The organism is Glaciibacter superstes DSM 21135, assembly GCF_000421145.1.
Lineage (GTDB): Bacteria > Actinomycetota > Actinomycetes > Actinomycetales > Microbacteriaceae > Cryobacterium > Cryobacterium superstes.
The window spans coordinates 59815-75052 of sequence record NZ_ATWH01000015.1 but is presented as its reverse complement, the minus strand read 5'-3'; the positions used below and the strand labels follow the sequence as shown (position 1 = coordinate 75052).

Genomic DNA, 15238 nt, shown 5'->3' with positions numbered 1-15238 from the left:
CGAAGGGTCGACCTCACCGACAATCAGTAACGGATGGCGTCGATCACCTTCACGCGCACGGCAACGAGTGCGGGCAACAGCCCGGCGAGCGCCCCGACGAAGGTCGCAGCCACCATTCCGAGCACGGCGGCCTCCACGGGGAACGGTGGGAAGTCGGAGACCATGCCCTGCCCGATGAGTTGCTCGACGAGCGGGTTCTTGACGATCAGGATGGCGCCGATGACGCCGACGACACCGGCCACAACGGTCGCGACGACGCTCTCCATCATCACGGAGAAGAACACCCGGCCTGCGGTCGCGCCGAAGCTGCGACGGATGCCGATCTCGCGAATCCGCTGTTTCAGGGTCACCAGTGCGATGTTGACCAGGCCGAGCGCGCCGAGCAGCAGTACGAGCACCGCCACTCCCCCGACCATGAGCTTGATCGGCAGGAACGGGTCTTGCCCGTCGTTGAATGCCGCGTAATCCTGCCGGTTCACCGAGACGTTCGCACCGTCTCCGAGCGCAGCCGCGACGTCACGCTGCAACGCGGTCGTGAGTTCGGTGGCGAGTTCAGGCGGCACCCACGCCTCGTACATCGGCGGCTGGCCGCCCATTTGGTATGACGCGCCGCCGGGTCCGGCCGGCACGGAAGTCGGAGGGGGTGTAAGGGACTGCATGGCGTCGGCAAGAAGAAACATCGACGGCTCCTCCCCCTCCCATCGCGATGGAGTGACACCGGTGATGACCGCTGTCGTATTCTGCTGGCCGAGCACCATCGCGGTCGGATGGGTGGCGAGGTCCGGCCGGCCGATTCGGTCGTAGAACGCCTCGTTCACAATCGCCGCGGGAGCCAACCGCTCGGTGTCCGCCGTTGTGAACCAGGTGCCATCGATGACCCTGACCCTGTGCATTGTGCCGTACGACGGGTCGACACCAGTGGTCGTCACGTTCGCGGCACCGTCGGCGAACTGCACAAGCAGGCTGCCGGAGACGACACGTGTCGAGTAAGTGATGTCGTAGCGCTCGAGCGCGGTGTTCCACGCGCCCTGCATGGTCTCCGGTGCCAATTGGCTGCCGTCACCCATCGAGGCGGTCAGGGAGAGGTTCGCCGGCCTCCCCCCGAAGGTCTCGTTCTGTTCCTGGATGGCCTGCCCGGCAACCGCGCCGAGCCCGACCACCGTGGTGATGGCGCACACGGCGACGGCGACGCCCACCAACGAGAGCATCACGCGGGTGCGATGGATTCGCACCTCCTGCCAGGCCTCGACGAAGGAACCGACGAGGTTGCTCAAAAACCGCTTCACGCCTGCACCGCCATTGCCGCGGCATCCGTCGGCGTCAAGACGCCGTGATCGAGCCGGTAGTGGGTCGTGGCAAGCGCGGCGATCGCCGGATCGTGGGTGATGGTGACCAGCGCGGCACCCGAGGCGGTTGCCACGTCGTCGAGGAGTTCCATGACGGATGCGCCGGTCTCCAGGTCGAGGGCTCCCGTCGGTTCATCGGCCAGGATCAGCCTCGGCCCCCGCACCAGTGAGCGCGCGATCGCCACCCGCTGCTGCTCGCCTCCGCTGAGCTTATCCGGCATGGCGGTCGCCCGGTGGCCGAGGCCGACGCGGTCGAGCATCTCACCCGCGATGCGACTGCGCTGCCAGAATTGGCGTCCTTCGGCGTAGAGCAGCGGCGTCATCACATTCTCGAGAGCGGTACGCCCTTGCAGCAGGTTGAACTGCTGGAAAATGAAGCCGACGTCCCTGCCGCGCACGCGATCGCGTTCGCCGGACGAGAAGGACGGCACGGGTCGGCCGTCGAAGTGCATCTGACCGGTCGTGGGATCGTCGAGGAGGCCGAGGAGGTTGAGAAGGGTCGACTTGCCGGAACCGGAGCGCCCGACGATGGAGACCCGGTCGCCGACGGCAACGTCGAGGTCGACCCCGTTCAGGATGGTCAGCGGCGGCGCGTCGATGAGCTGGACGGTGCGGGTGACTCCCTCGAGTTGAAGGAGGGTCATCCGAAGGCCATCCCGCCTTCGGCGCACATCATGCTGCCGTCCGGCAGAGTGGTGCACCCGTTGGCGTCCGGCGCGACGGCGCCCGGCACGAACTGATTGATCAGGTCGCCCTCTGCGAGACCTTCGGCGATCTGCACCATGGTGCCGTCGCTCATCCCGAGGGTCACCGGTCGCTGTTCGATTGTGCCGTCGTCCAGCACCAGGCCCACGACGCCGGTCTCGGCCGAGCCCTTCACTGCCGTGGTCGGAACCACGAGGACGTTCTCCACCTTGCCTCCGGCGATGGTGATCTGGGCGGCGAGGCCGGGGAACACGATGATCTCCGGCGGAATCGCGCAGTGCACTGTGGTGGCGCTTCCACCCGAAGATCCGGTTCCGGTGGTCGCACCAGCGCCCGGTGTGGGTGAACCGCCGTTTCCGCCCTCTCCCGCGCCGGCCAGCGGCGTCGTGATGGTCAGGCCGGTACAGGTGAACGGAGCCGGGCCGTTGGTGATGGCAATGGATGCCTCTGTCGGCCTGGTCAGCAGTCGATACTGCTGATCTGGGCTGAGCGCTCCGCTCACGGAGAATGTCGGCGGCGCCACCTGTCCCCCTGTGTCGCCCACCGCGACGCTCTGGCCGGGGAGAACGGTGAGGGCGCTCAGGGTTCCCGTGATGGGTGCGAGGACCTTTCCGTAGGTCACGACCGGTCTGGGCTGGGTGATCGAGACCATGCCCGCGGCATCCGTCGTCTCTACCGGCTCTTGTGGCGTTTCGACCTTGATGTCATAGAGCACATCTCCGCCGGTGACGGGCTGACCGGCCAAGGCGAAGACTTCGTCGACGGTGCCCTGGGCGACGGCACGAACGGGAACGGCCGGGTCGGCCTGGACCGTACCCGGCAGGGTCACATCGTTGGTGATCGTGCCGACTGCGACCGGAATCTGCGGTTCGACGATCTGGCCGGTCGGCACGTCTGGGTTGCTGGCTTCAGCGCTGTCTGGGAAGAACGCCACTTTCACGAGCGCCGCGGCGACAACGGCGATCAGCACGATCCGAATGATCGGAAATACCCATTTACGCGCCACGCTCATTCTGCTCCCCGATCGTCAACACCAATTTCTCGATCCTAGGGGAACGGAGGGAGGCCTCGGCGGACTCGCGGCGGATTTACATCCAGGGGATGACGGTTTCGTACGCCAGGCACGATGACAGTCTTAGGGCGAGGGGTGCAGCGACTTGGCGAACCAGTGCTGGGCGTACGGGGAATCGTTGAACCGTTCGACCTCGCTATAGCCGGCCCGCGTATAGAGGCGCCTGGCCTCAACAAGATCGGAGCGGGTGTCGAGACGGAGCCGCGTGAGGCCCGCGTCAAGCGCCGCGCGTTCGATCTCGCCAAGGAGCCGTGCTCCGACCCCGCGACCGCGGGCATCCGGCGACACAAATACACGCCGCACCTCGCCGAGACCGGGCTCGATCAAGCGAAATCCCGCGCACCCGACGACGTCGTTACCGGCGTGGGCGATCAGGAAGTATCCCTGAGGGGGCGCAAGTTCTTCGGCCGGCCCTTCACTGAGCTCCAGGTCGATTTCGGCGTCGGTTGCCTGGCGGCCGTAGAACCGGCTGATGATGTCATCAAGGTAGCGGCGAACAGCCTCGCGGCCGTTTGCCGACTCGGGAGACGCCGGTGCAATGGTGATCTCTGCCCTGCTGTTCACATCCTCAAGGTTATGGGCTGCGTCGTCATTCGGCTGTGCCGGAAGATCTTCAGACCGACAAGTATTCCCGCTTGACCAGTCGAGCGGCAGCTCTTGACATGTGACCAAATGGTCACCTATTATCTCACCATGGATGAGGTGTTCAAGGCCCTGGCCGATCCGACGAGGCGCAGCCTGCTCGACGAACTGTTTCGCGAAGACGGGCAGACTCTCACCGCGCTCGAAGCGCGGTTCGACATCACCAGATTCGGCGTGATGAAGCACTTGAAACTGCTGGAGGATGCCGGCCTGGTCGTCACCAGACGGCGTGGCAGGGAAAAGCTCCATTTCCTGAACCCCGTGCCCATCCGTCTCGTCCACGACCGGTGGGTGAGCAAGTACGCAGAACCGTGGGCCGCTGGACTCAGCGGACTCAAATCGAGACTGGAGAACCCCGTGGAAAAGGTATTTGAGATCTACATTCGCACGACGCCAGAGCGACTGTGGGAGGCGATCACCGACAGTGAGATCCGCAGCAAGTACAACTTCGGCAACCTGATCGAGAGCGACTGGACGCCCGGATCGACCTACACGCAGACCAACCCGAAGTCGAACGCGCCGCTCGGCACCGGTGTGAACGTCGAAGTAGACCCGCCGCTTCGGCTGGTGCAGACCATGACGGCGCTCTGGGGCGACGATGTGAAGTCCGAAGGTGAGACGCGCATCACCTGGGAGATTGAGCAAGTCGGCGATTCGTGCCGGCTGACCGTCACCCACGACCAGCTGCGCGAGGGGGCGAACGACCAGTTGTACGGCGGCTGGCCGATGATTCTCTCCGGCCTGAAGACGTGGCTGGAGACCGGCGAACTGCTCACGACACCCGGGTCGCTCATGTACACCTGAGCACACCGGCAGCGATCCGATTCAGGCTCCGACAACGGATGCCCGGGCCCGCGAAGTGTGGCTCGGGGCGCACCGGCGAGTGCGGTTACGCCTCGATGACCAGCGGCACGATCATCGGACGACGGCGGAACGACACGTTCACCCAACGACCGACCTCGCGACGAATGACCTGCGACAGTGCGTGCGTGTCGCGCACGCCGTTCTTCGAGGCTTCGAGCAGCGCCGCCGCGATCTTCGGCTTCACCGCGTCGAACACCGAGTCGTCTTCCGCGAAACCCTTCGCGTGGATCTCCGGCCCGACAATGATCTTGCCGCTCGATGAGTCGAACACCACGATGATGGAAATGAAGCCCTCTTCGGCGAGGATGCGGCGATCCTTGAGGTCGGCATCCGTGATCGAGCCGACAGTCGAACCGTCCACATACACAAATCCGAGGTCGAGCTGGCCGACCACCGTCGCGACTCCGTCGAGAAGATCGATCACGGTACCGTCTTCGGCGAGAATGATGTTCTCCTCCGGAACGCCCGCTGACATGGCAATCTTCTGCTGAGCCACCAGATGGCGATACTCGCCGTGCACAGGCAGCACGTTCTTCGGCTTCAGGATGTTGAACACGTAAAGCAACTCCCCCGCCGCGGCGTGCCCCGAGACGTGCACCTTCGCGTTGCCCTTGTGCACCACGTTGGCGCCGAGCTTCGTCAGGCCGTCGATGATGCGATACACCGCGTTCTCGTTGCCGGGAATCAGACTGGAGGCCAGGATCACGGTATCGCCATCGCCGACCTCGATCTGGTGGTCTTTGTTCACCATTCGACTGAGCACGGCCATCGGCTCACCCTGCGAACCGGTCGACATGTAGACGATCTTGTCGTCTGGAATGTCCTTGGCCTTCTTGAAGTCGACCAGTACGTTCTCGGGAACCTTGAGGTACCCGAGTTCGGCGGCGATGGTCATGTTGCGCACCATCGAACGCCCGAGCAGAGCCACCCTGCGGCCGTTGGCGTGCGCAGCATCGAGCACCTGCTGCACGCGGTGCACGTGGCTGGAGAAGCTGGCGACAATGACACGGCGCGGTGCCCGGGCGATGACGTCGTCGAGAACCGGCCCGATCGAGCGTTCGGTGGGCGTGAAGCCGGGCACGTCGGCGTTGGTTGAGTCGACCAGGAACAGGTCGATGCCCTCTTCGCCGAGCCGGGCGAAGTCGCGCAGGTCGGTGAGGCGGTCGTCGAGTGGAAGCTGGTCCATTTTGAAGTCACCGGTGTGCAGCACGGAGCCGCCGTCGGTGAAGATCGCAACGGCGAGGGCGTCGGGGATGGAGTGGTTGACCGCGACGAACTCGAGCTCGAAGGGGCCGATCATCTCTTCCTGGCCCTCTTTGACCTCGAGCGTGTACGGCTTGATGCGGTGTTCCTTGAGCTTGGCTTCGATGAAAGCGAGCGTCAGCCCAGAGCCGATCAGTGGGATGTCTCCCCGCAGCTTGAGCAGGTACGGAACCGCGCCGATGTGGTCTTCGTGGCCGTGCGTGAGCACAATGCCCAGGACGTCGTCGAGACGGTCACGGATCGGGCTGAAGTCGGGCAGAATCAGGTCGACGCCCGGCTGGTGCTCCTCGGGGAACAGCACGCCGCAGTCGACGATGAGAATCTTGCCGTCGATCTCGAAGATGGTCATGTTGCGACCGATCTCGCCGATTCCGCCGATCGGAGTAATGCGGAGTGTGCCCGGTTTCAGCGCGGGCGGGTTGTATACGTCGATGGGCATATGCCCTCCTCTATTCGATTATGCGCTTGTCAGCGCTGGTTCAGCGTGTGGTGCCGGCGACCTTGGGCAGGGCGCCGCCGGCGGCGGCGTTGCGGTCTGGCCGGAAGTTGGAGAAGTCGACACCGGGGATGTCGGTGACCAAGTCGATTTCGTCTTCGATCTGGGCGGCTTCCCATTCCTCGGGGCCGACCAGTGGGAGGCGAACTCGCGGGCTCGTGATGCGCCCGAGTCCGTGCAGCACGTACTTCACGGCAACGGTGCCTGGGACATGCGTCATCAGGGCTCGCACCAACGGTTCGAGCCGCTGGTGCGCATCCGTCGCCGTCTTCAGGTCGCCCGCGTTGACGGCGTCGATCATCTGCCGATACGGCGTCGGTGCGATGTTCGCGGTCACGCCGATGAGGCCGGTCGCCCCGATCGCCAGGTGCGCCAGCACGTATGGATCGTCGCCGGAGAAGTACATCAGGTCGGTCTGGTTGAGCACTCGGCTGGCCTGGGCCAGATCACCCTTCGCGTCTTTGACGGCGAGGATGTTGGGGTGCTTGGCAGCGCGGAGTATCGTCTCGTAATTGATGGGGATGCCCGTGCGACCCGGGATGTCGTAGAGGATGACCGGAAGGTCGGTGGCATCGGCGATCATGCGGAAGTGGGTGAGCACCCCGGCCTGGGTCGGCTTGTTGTAATACGGGGTCACGATCATGTTGCCGTCTGCGCCGGCCTTCTCGCTCTGCCTGGCGAGTTGCATGGCGTGGGCAGTCTCGTTGGAGCCGCCGCCGGTGATGATCTTGGCGCGGCCGCCTGCGACGTCTTTGCCGACTTCGACCAGGCGAATCTTCTCCGGGTCGGTCAGTGTGGAGGTCTCCCCCGTCGTTCCGGTGACGACGATGCCGTCTGCCCCGGCGGTGATCACGTCGTCGATATGCTTCTCGACGTCTTTCCAGTCCACCTCACCGTCGGCTGTGAACGGAGTCACCAGCGCAACGAGTACCTGACCAAAGGGATTCGTAGACGTAGACACGTTCTACAGGTTATCGGTATGAGTTGAGGTTGGCAGCGTCCACTGCACTCCGGCTGAGCTGGGTTGCGCCCTCGCTGCGCTCACTCCTGGGCGGGGAGTGGCAGGATGTTCTGGTTCAGCCGAAAGAAATTGTGCGGGTCCCAGGTGCGCTTCAGCTCTCGAAGCCGGTTGTACTTCGCCTCGCCATACGCCTGGCGCACCCGCTCTTCACCCTCGTCCATCAGGAAGTTCATGAACACACTGGTGTGAAAGGGCGCCAGGTCGTTCCAGAAATCTCGCACCCACTCGCGCTCGGCGTCGAAGCCGGACTCGTCCAGCGCGACACCGGTGATGTTGAAGGTATGGCCCTTGGTTCGCCCGCTGAAAGCGGCATCATCTTCGGAGACCCGTGCCGCCGCACCGCCGCCCTGCCAGATCGGGAATGCCGTGAGCGGGGACACGATCCTGGAGGCGTAGTCGACGGTGATGTCGATGACCTCATCGCTCAGCTCCGCGACGTCGCACGAGCGCACGTAGTACCACCAACCGTGAGGATAGCTCGGGTCGAACATGCCCTGATGATCGACGAACGGCTTGGGCTGACACAGATCGAGAATCGGGGTGCCGAACTCCTTCAGTGGCTTCAGCAGCTTTTCGCCCTCGTCGACCAGACCGGCGTAGCAGCTGACGATGGCGACAACCGGTTGGCCGTGCAGCTCGGTCGGTATGTACGGCACCGCAGGCGCCCTGCGGTGCACCACAAGTGTCATCAGCTCGTCGGGGGCGTCGGCCGACCATTCACGATAGAACCGCAGGAGCTTCGGCGACTCGGTCGTCGGCCAGAAGATCGGTCCGGCCATGACGATCGGGCCGACCGAGTTGAGCCGGAACTCGAACTCGGTGACGATTCCGAAGTTGCCGCCGCCGCCACGCACGCCCCAGAAGAGGCCGGCGTTCTCGGTGGCGCTCGCTCTCACGAACTCGCCCTCCGCGGTAATCATGTCCACCGACAGCAGCTGGTCGATGGCGAGCCCATATTTGCGCATCAGCCAACCCATGCCGCCGCCGAGGCTGAGCCCGGCGACGCCGGTGTGGGTGACGATCCCCGACGGCACGGCGAGTCCGTATTCCTGGGTCGCCCGGTCGAGTTCGCCGAGCAGTGCGCCGGCCTGCACGCGCGCTGTGCGGGCATCCGGGTCGACACGGATGCCGTTCATCGCCGACAGGTCAATCACTATTCCGTCGTCGCAGACGGAATACCCCGGGAAGCTGTGCCCTCCACCGCGCACAGCGACCAAGGCACCGTTTTTGCGCGCGAACTGCACGGCCGTGCGCACGTCATCGCGGCCGGCGCAGCGAGCGATCAGGCCTGGGTACCGGTTGATCGACCCATTCCAGACGCGGCGCAACTGGTCGTACGCGGCGTCGTCGGGGCGAACCAGTTCGCCGCGGAGGCTCCGCTTGAGGTCACGCACAGCGTGCTCGTCGGCGTCGATTCGGCCACTGCCGCTCGTGGCCAGGCCGGTCACGGCGCGCGGCTTCCCGTGCGCGCAAGCGATGCGATTTCGTTTGTGCGGACCAGGTACGGGGAAATGTCTGCGCCCACGCCATCCATCGTAGAACCGGAGTTGCTGTGCGGCAAGGGTTCGAACCACGTACGCACTCGGGCATCGCCGTTGTGGTCCACGAACGGCGGCTCTACGGCGTACCGACGTCGCCTTCTCGAGAGCGGATTTGATTGCCCAGAGGAACATCCGGCTCTCCTGGCGCGAGTGCGCTCCGGCTGAGCAGGGTTGCGCCGGCGACCGCCGCGGGCATCACAAAAATGGCTGCGAAGGGAATCAGGAACAGAACATAGACGGCCATCCCGAATCCGAGGGTGGTGGACCGGCGGACGCCCAGCATCCGTCGCCGGTCTCGCAAGGTGAGCCCCCTGGCGTCGAAGGCGTAGCCGGTCAACTCGACGGCGAGAAACCAACCGCCGAAGGCCACACCGAGCACCGGCACGATGGTTTGCCCGACGATGGGAATGAACCCGAGCGCAAAGAGGGACAGACCGATGAGGGCCGTGTTGAGCAGGAGGCGCAGACCGTTGCCGATCCCGCGCCGGAGGGAGGTCCAGAACGGCGGCTCGGAGTCCGTCGGCGCGGTGCCGAGCCTGGTCTCGACTTCGCGCCAGATCTTCTCGTAGAATACGTCACCGACGGTCAGGGTGATGGCGGCGAAGGTGTACACGACGATCAACACCGTAAGGCCGAGCAGGGCCGCCCCTGCCGCAAAGCGCGTCGCCGTGCGCCACGGTTCGTCCCAGCCGTCGGCGAACGGCGTCACCCAGGCGATGACGGCGTCGATGTTGACCAGCAGAATGACGATCAAGGCGGTATACATGGCGCCGACGATCAGCGCAGGGATTGCCCCGAGGAACATGATCTTCGGTGACGTGAACCACATACCAAGACCACGGAAGAGCAATCCGATTCCCGCGAAGAACCTGCGCACAGGGCCGGACGTCGCGGCAGCGAACACCGCATCCCGAAGTCGTTGGTTCTCCTGCACTCGATCAGCGTACCGAGGCCGGACTACATCGGTGCGATGATCTCGCCGGGATTCACATGAACGGATGTTGCGGCCGCCGCCGGTGTTCGCTCAGAGTTCTGGCACCGGGGCCTGCACCTGAAATTCCGCCGAGACGACGATGGGCGTGGGCGGTTCCCCGGCGACGGCGCCGAGTGCGGAGGTGAGTTCCTGGGTGACGGCGAGGCGAGGCGGGGTGCTGCTTCCGTCATTGCCCGTGGCCTCAACGACGATCGTGGTGTCGATGCCGGGGTGGTAGACGAGATTGGTGTTGTACCCCATGAACGTTCCGGCGTGACCGAGCCAGCCGTCCTTGCAGGTGAGGCCGTCACCGTAGAAGTCGTCGGCACTGATGTTGGAGGTACCGAATGACTCCAGTCGCTGCACCTGCGTGGATGCCGACAGCACGCCTTGCCCGGTCCCAAGCACGCGACCCCAGGTGAGCAGGTCATCCACCGTACTGGTCATCGCGCCGGCCGCCCCGAACAACTGCGGATTCCATTCTGTGGTGTCCGCCCATTTGTTGACGGGGGCCGTGCCGGTCAGGGCATTCGGCAGGGTCGAGTATCCGTTGAGATGCGGTGTCGGGTACGCAGACGAGGTCGGCAGTGTCGTCGAACTCAAGTGCAGTGGGTCGAGAAGCTGGGTCTCAATGACCTCTGCGAGCGTCTTCCCCGTGACCTGCTCGATCGCCAGGCCCAGCAGAATGTAGTTGGTGTTCGAATAGAACATGTCGCTGCCAGGCGGAAACTTTGTGGGAAGCTCCCAGGCCGCGTCGAGGAGCTGATCGGTCGTCCACGACGCCTCCGGGTCGGCCAACCACTCGGCTTGGAGAGTCGGCTCATCCTGGTAATCGGCCAGCCCGCTCGTCATGCTGAAAAGTTCACGCAACGTGATGCGAGAACCGTTTGGTACCTTCGGCACATAGTCGTCGATCGGGTCATCGAGTGAGAGGTTCCCTTGCTCGGCCAATTGCAGCACGGCAGTGGCGACAAATGTCTTGGTGACAGAGGCGATGCGCTGATACATGTCAACGCTTGCCGCTGCGCCGGACGCGAGATCTGCGACACCATACGCTTTCGTCCACGTACCCTGCGGGCTCCGCACGCCGACGATGACGGCTGGAGCATCCGCCTGCACCTGCGCGAACACGGCGGCCGCGGCCTTGTCGTATGCAGCAGCCTGCTCGGCCGACATCGGCTTCGTCGACTGCGTGTTCTTGGCAGCAACGACCTCCTGGGCATTCGGCACACACGCTGCAGCAGACCCGGCCACCGGCTGCGAGGCTGACACCGGAGACGGTGGAGCGGATGCCTCCGGCAGGCCGGTCGTGCAGCCACTCGCCGTGAGCACGGCCGCCACTGCTAGCCCCAGCAGCACCTGCCGCCCACGACGAACCCTGTCCATGACGCTCCTTAGTGGGTTGCGGAAATCACTGGTGTGCCGAGCTTCGTGCGATAGAGCTTGTCGATCACCGCGCTCGCGACCGCCTTCGCGGTGGCCTGCCCATCGGGTGAGACGCCGAGGTTCGTCCAGATGACAAACCTCACATCGTGCGCAGGGTCTGTGGCGACAAACGTATTGAATCCCGGGAGCTGGCCCTCGTGGAAGTACAGCCGGTTCGGCCCGAACCGGGACTGTTCGATGCCCAGCCCATACTGCGGGCCGTTGTCCGGATTCGCCGGGTCCATGGGCTTGACGTCATCCAGCCAGAGCGCGTGCAGGGTGTCCCCCAGTAGTTCGCGTCCGCCCATCGCCTTCGCCCACGTCATCAGATCGTTCACGGTCGAGACCACACCGCCGGCCGCCCAGGACCACGACGGACTCTGCACCGTCACGACATTGGGTTGCAGGGTGCCGGCCGCGGCGGCTGCCTGCTCCTCGTCAGGCAGAAGGGGGCGGTGATTGATCGGAAAGATCCCGTATTGGTAGCCCTGTATGAGCGGGCTCGGCAGGGCGGTGGTGGTCGCGCTGGGAAGCTCGGTGTCGGTCATGCCGAGTGGGTCGAACAGGCGGTCGTGGAGGATATCTGCCAGCGGCTTGCCGTCCAACTTCTCGGCCACCAGCCCGAGCAGCGTCGTGTTCGTGTTCGAATAGTCGAACACGGTGTCCGGTGCAGAAACGGCCGGGTAGCCGAAGCCGAAGTCCACCAGTTGCTGCGGCGTCCACACCGTCGTCATGTCGTGGTCGAAAACCGTGGCGAACCCGTCGGTGTCCAGGTAGTTCTGCAGGCCGCTTCGCATCTGCAACAGGGCTGCAATAGTGATGTTCTGCCCGTTCGGCACGCCAGCAACCAAGCGAGCAATCGGGTCGGACAGGGCCAGCTTCTCCTCCCTGACCAGCTGCAGGATCACCGCGGCGACCATCGTCTTGGTGACCGAGCCGATCCGGAAGACGTCAGACGCCTGGGGTGCCCGGGTCTCACCGAGTGTGGTTGTGCCGTAGCTGGCCGATACTGTGCCGTCTGGCGTGGTCACCACGGCGATCGCCCCCGGCACCAGGTTCTCCGTGACGGATGCCGCAAGCGTCGAAGCGAGGTGCGCCTGGGTGAGCGACTGCAACTCTTTCGTTGCAGACGCTGTGCGGGACGCGTCAGCGGCCGGTCCAGCGGCGCAACCGGAGACCAGCAGGGCAATCGCGATCAGGGAGCCGGCGCAGCCGCCAACTCGGCGCCGAGCGGTAACCGGCCAACGGGTTCGAATCATCATCACCTCTCCCGCCTGCTCCGGAACAGGGCGGCCATGACTTCCAGCATGATGATGATCCGGGTGTGCTGTCTGCAAGAGCGAGCCTACTGACCAGTGGGGAGGGAAAGGCGGTGGCAACAGAGGCCGGCCCCCACGGTCGCGCCCCCAGTGGTGGGGGCATGATCGGCTCTAGCGGCCCGGCTGAAGAACACCGAAGATGAACAGGGCGGCGAGGATGCCGAGCACCACCGTGGAGACGGCGACGGCGGCCAGCGGCCATGCACTGACACCGCGGAGCGTGGCGTGGCTCCGAAGAGCGAGATGAGTTGTCCGGTGTCTCCGAGCGATGCCGACGTACGCGGTCACGGCGAGGCCGAGGCCGGCCATTCCCACCAGTGCGCCACCGATGCCCATCGTCGGCACGGTCAGGCGGATGGCGATCGCACACCCGACGGCCAGGGACAACACAGTACGCTGCCAGGCCAGGAGCGTGCGCTCCGCCTGCAGCCCGACATCGAACGGCCGGTCGTCGGCAAAGTCCTCACTCACCGGGCCACCGCTCACAACAACAGGCCGGCGGCGATGAGCAGACCGGCGATGACGACTCCCGCCGCCAGAATGCCGGAGAGTGCCGGAGCGGGCAGCGGCAGGTGCTGCCGCATCCGCCGTTCTGTGCGCATCCAGCTGACCCAGGCGTGCAGGGGCGCAGCGATTCCCAGCACGATGAAGATGCCGGCCGAGATCATGCGCAGATCACTCTGGATCGGCAGTTCGAGAGCCTCGAGGGCGACGCCGGCCGCGATCAGGGCGAGAGACGTGCGGATCCAGGCAAGGAAGGTGCGTTCGTTGGCCAGCGTGAAACGAGGGTCTGGTTCCTCGCCATGCCGATAGACGGCCTGCGGGAATCGTCGGTCTGTCACGCGATGACACCGTCGCTGCCGCCATCGCTATCAGCGTCACCGGTGGGATCGACATCGACGGCACAACGGAATCCGATGTGGGTGGTCGCTGAATCCTCGGTTTGCGGAGACCGGGCGGCTGGCCGGTAGCGCAGGCAGTACTCCGGCGCGCAGAGGTGGGAGCCGCCCTTGGTCACGCGACGTACCTCAGGATCGGGCGCCGGCACGGACGATTCCGGCCGGCGAGCCTCATTCGACGACGATGGTCCGCAGGTGCATCCATCACCACATCCGCCCGATCCCGGCTGGACAGGCTCGGGAGACGAGGTCGTCTCTGCAAGGAGATTTCCCGCTGAGGCGCGAGCGGCACTGTGGTCGCCGAGGAATCTCGACGACGTCCACTCCCAGACATTGCCGATCATGTCGAACAGCCCAAATCCGTTCGCCGGGAACGTGCCGACCGGCGACGTTCCCCTCCAGCCTTCGGCCCCGCTATTGCGATACGGGAACGACCCTTGCCAGGTGTTGGCCATCAGTCGACCCTCCGGGCGGACGTCTTCGCCCCAGGCGTAGGTCTGACCATCCTGGCCACCCCTGGCCGCGTACTCCCATTCCGTCTCTGTCGGCAGCCGTTTTCCTGCCCACGCGGCGTAGGCGGCAGCATCCGTGTAGCTCACCTGAACCACCGGGTGATCCTGCTTGTCGGCGATTTCCGAATCAGGGCCGAACGGATGCCGCCAGCTCGCGCCTGGGACCCAGCTCCACCAGGCTCGCCAGTTGCCGAGGTCGACCGGCCCGTCTGTTGGCTGGAAGACCAAACTTCCGGGAAGGAGTTCTTCCGGCGCCAACTCCGGGAAGATCGCTGCGTCAAGCGGTTGTTCTGCGATCGTGAGGTATCCGGTTGCTTCGACGAATTCAGCAAACTGGCGATTCGTCACAGCGCGCGCCGCGAGCGCGAAGGTGTCGACTTTCACGCGGTGGATCGGCGACTCTTCCGGATAGAAGTCCTGCGAACCCATCGCGAACTCACCGCCCGGCACGACGATCATCCCGTCGTGTCGCTTGGTCGGGGTCGCTGTTGGCCCGGCGTTCGTCATGACTTCAGGCTACCTCGGCGTGCTCCAGCTTCCTGTCAGCTCCGCTCGCGTCGAACCTGACTCAGAAACCCCGAGCGGCCACTGGCGAAGCAAAGCAAACGTGGTCATGCTGAGGGTAAGAGGAAGGCGCGATTATGAGCGAGACAGTGAACACCCCCACCGAGGTCACCGGGAGCACGGCACCCAGGATCGTTGTCGGGGTCGACGGCTCCGAGGCGTCCCTCGACGCATTCAGACACGCCATTCAACTCGCGAAGGCACTCGAACACTCACTGGTCGCCGTCACCGCGTGGGACTATCCGACCTCGATGTACGACGTCTATTACCCCGAACCCGGATGGTCACCGGAGAGCGATGCGGTGCAGATCCTGACCGACGCCTCCCAGAAGGTGTTCGGAGACCTGGTGCCGAACTGGTTCAGCACGGCAGCCCATCGCGGCACGCCGGCGCGAGTGCTCCTCAAAGAGAGCGAAACGGCCGAAATGCTCGTCGTCGGCTCCCGCGGGCACGGTGGCTTCGTCGGGCTGATGGTCGGCTCGGTCAGCACGGCGTGCGTCGGCCACGCCCATTGCCCGGTTCTTGTCGTTCACCATCGCGCCCACGAGTCCGGCGAGCCGGTCATGGAGACCGCTGGGTAGCTATCGGGAATAGGC

At 64.9% G+C, this 15238-nt stretch carries 15 protein-coding genes; 2 read left to right on the top strand and 13 right to left on the bottom strand.

Translation table 11 applies throughout. From position 1 onward, the window contains the following. Positions 1-23 precede the first annotated feature (23 nt). From K323_RS0119715 to K323_RS0119700, 4 genes are all read right to left on the bottom strand, one after another. Complete coding sequence (locus K323_RS0119715) at positions 24-1286, bottom strand: ABC transporter permease (protein ID WP_022886988.1); 1263 nt, start codon at positions 1284-1286, stop codon at positions 24-26. Next, positions 1283-1990 carry an ABC transporter ATP-binding protein gene (locus K323_RS0119710; RefSeq protein ID WP_022886987.1) on the bottom strand — a complete coding sequence of 236 codons (708 nt, stop codon included), beginning with the start codon at positions 1988-1990 and terminating at the stop codon, positions 1283-1285. The genes K323_RS0119715 and K323_RS0119710 overlap by 4 nt, the downstream gene beginning before the upstream one ends. After that, positions 1987-3063 (bottom strand): efflux RND transporter periplasmic adaptor subunit, encoded by a 1077-nt coding sequence (locus K323_RS27470; RefSeq protein WP_022886986.1) that lies wholly within the window; start codon positions 3061-3063, stop codon positions 1987-1989. The genes K323_RS0119710 and K323_RS27470 overlap by 4 nt, the downstream gene beginning before the upstream one ends. A 123-nt stretch (positions 3064-3186) precedes the next feature. After that, positions 3187-3687, bottom strand: coding sequence for a GNAT family N-acetyltransferase (locus K323_RS0119700; RefSeq protein WP_022886985.1), 501 nt, complete (start codon positions 3685-3687; stop codon positions 3187-3189). A 129-nt stretch (positions 3688-3816) separates the two neighbouring features. On the opposite strand from K323_RS0119700, the gene K323_RS0119695 reads away from it, so the two are divergent. Beyond that, positions 3817-4569, top strand: coding sequence for an ArsR/SmtB family transcription factor (locus K323_RS0119695; protein WP_026851885.1), 753 nt, complete (start codon positions 3817-3819; stop codon positions 4567-4569). A gap of 85 nt (positions 4570-4654) precedes the next feature. On the opposite strand, the gene K323_RS0119690 is transcribed toward K323_RS0119695, so the two are convergent. From K323_RS0119690 to K323_RS27450, 9 genes are all read right to left on the bottom strand, one after another. Further along, positions 4655-6331 (bottom strand): ribonuclease J, encoded by a 1677-nt coding sequence (locus K323_RS0119690; RefSeq protein ID WP_022886983.1) that lies wholly within the window; start codon positions 6329-6331, stop codon positions 4655-4657. 40 nt (positions 6332-6371) lie between these two features. Further along, positions 6372-7349, bottom strand: coding sequence for a 4-hydroxy-tetrahydrodipicolinate synthase (gene dapA, locus K323_RS0119685; protein ID WP_022886982.1), 978 nt, complete (start codon positions 7347-7349; stop codon positions 6372-6374). Between the two features lie 80 nt (positions 7350-7429). Continuing rightward, entirely contained in the window at positions 7430-8857 is a 1428-nt protein-coding gene (locus tag K323_RS0119680; protein ID WP_022886981.1) for an FAD-binding oxidoreductase, read from the bottom strand. Between the two features lie 169 nt (positions 8858-9026). Continuing rightward, a complete protein-coding gene (locus tag K323_RS0119670; RefSeq protein WP_245571032.1) occupies positions 9027-9884 on the bottom strand; it encodes an EI24 domain-containing protein in 858 nt (285 codons plus the stop codon). Between the two features lie 90 nt (positions 9885-9974). Then, positions 9975-11309 (bottom strand): serine hydrolase domain-containing protein, encoded by a 1335-nt coding sequence (locus tag K323_RS27465; RefSeq protein WP_022886978.1) that lies wholly within the window; start codon positions 11307-11309, stop codon positions 9975-9977. 8 nt (positions 11310-11317) lie between these two features. Then, positions 11318-12607: a serine hydrolase domain-containing protein gene (locus tag K323_RS27460; protein ID WP_169515697.1), complete on the bottom strand. Its 1290-nt coding sequence runs from the start codon at positions 12605-12607 to the stop codon at positions 11318-11320. Between the two features lie 171 nt (positions 12608-12778). Further along, on the bottom strand, positions 12779-13138 hold the full coding sequence (locus K323_RS27455) for a DUF202 domain-containing protein (protein ID WP_022886976.1): 360 nt from the start codon (positions 13136-13138) through the stop codon (positions 12779-12781). An 11-nt stretch (positions 13139-13149) separates the two neighbouring features. After that, positions 13150-13509, bottom strand: a complete 360-nt coding sequence (locus tag K323_RS0119650) for a YidH family protein (RefSeq protein WP_022886975.1) — start codon at positions 13507-13509, stop codon at positions 13150-13152. After that, positions 13506-14585 carry a formylglycine-generating enzyme family protein gene (locus K323_RS27450; protein ID WP_022886974.1) on the bottom strand — a complete coding sequence of 360 codons (1080 nt, stop codon included), beginning with the start codon at positions 14583-14585 and terminating at the stop codon, positions 13506-13508. Before K323_RS27450 ends, K323_RS0119650 begins: the two co-directional genes overlap by 4 nt. Positions 14586-14719: 134 nt before the next feature. Between K323_RS27450 and K323_RS0119640 the strand changes: the two genes are divergently transcribed. Beyond that, the gene (locus K323_RS0119640; protein WP_022886973.1) at positions 14720-15223 is read left to right on the top strand and encodes a universal stress protein; all 504 of its coding nucleotides are present in this window, start codon (positions 14720-14722) and stop codon (positions 15221-15223) included. Positions 15224-15238: the final 15 nt, after the last annotated feature.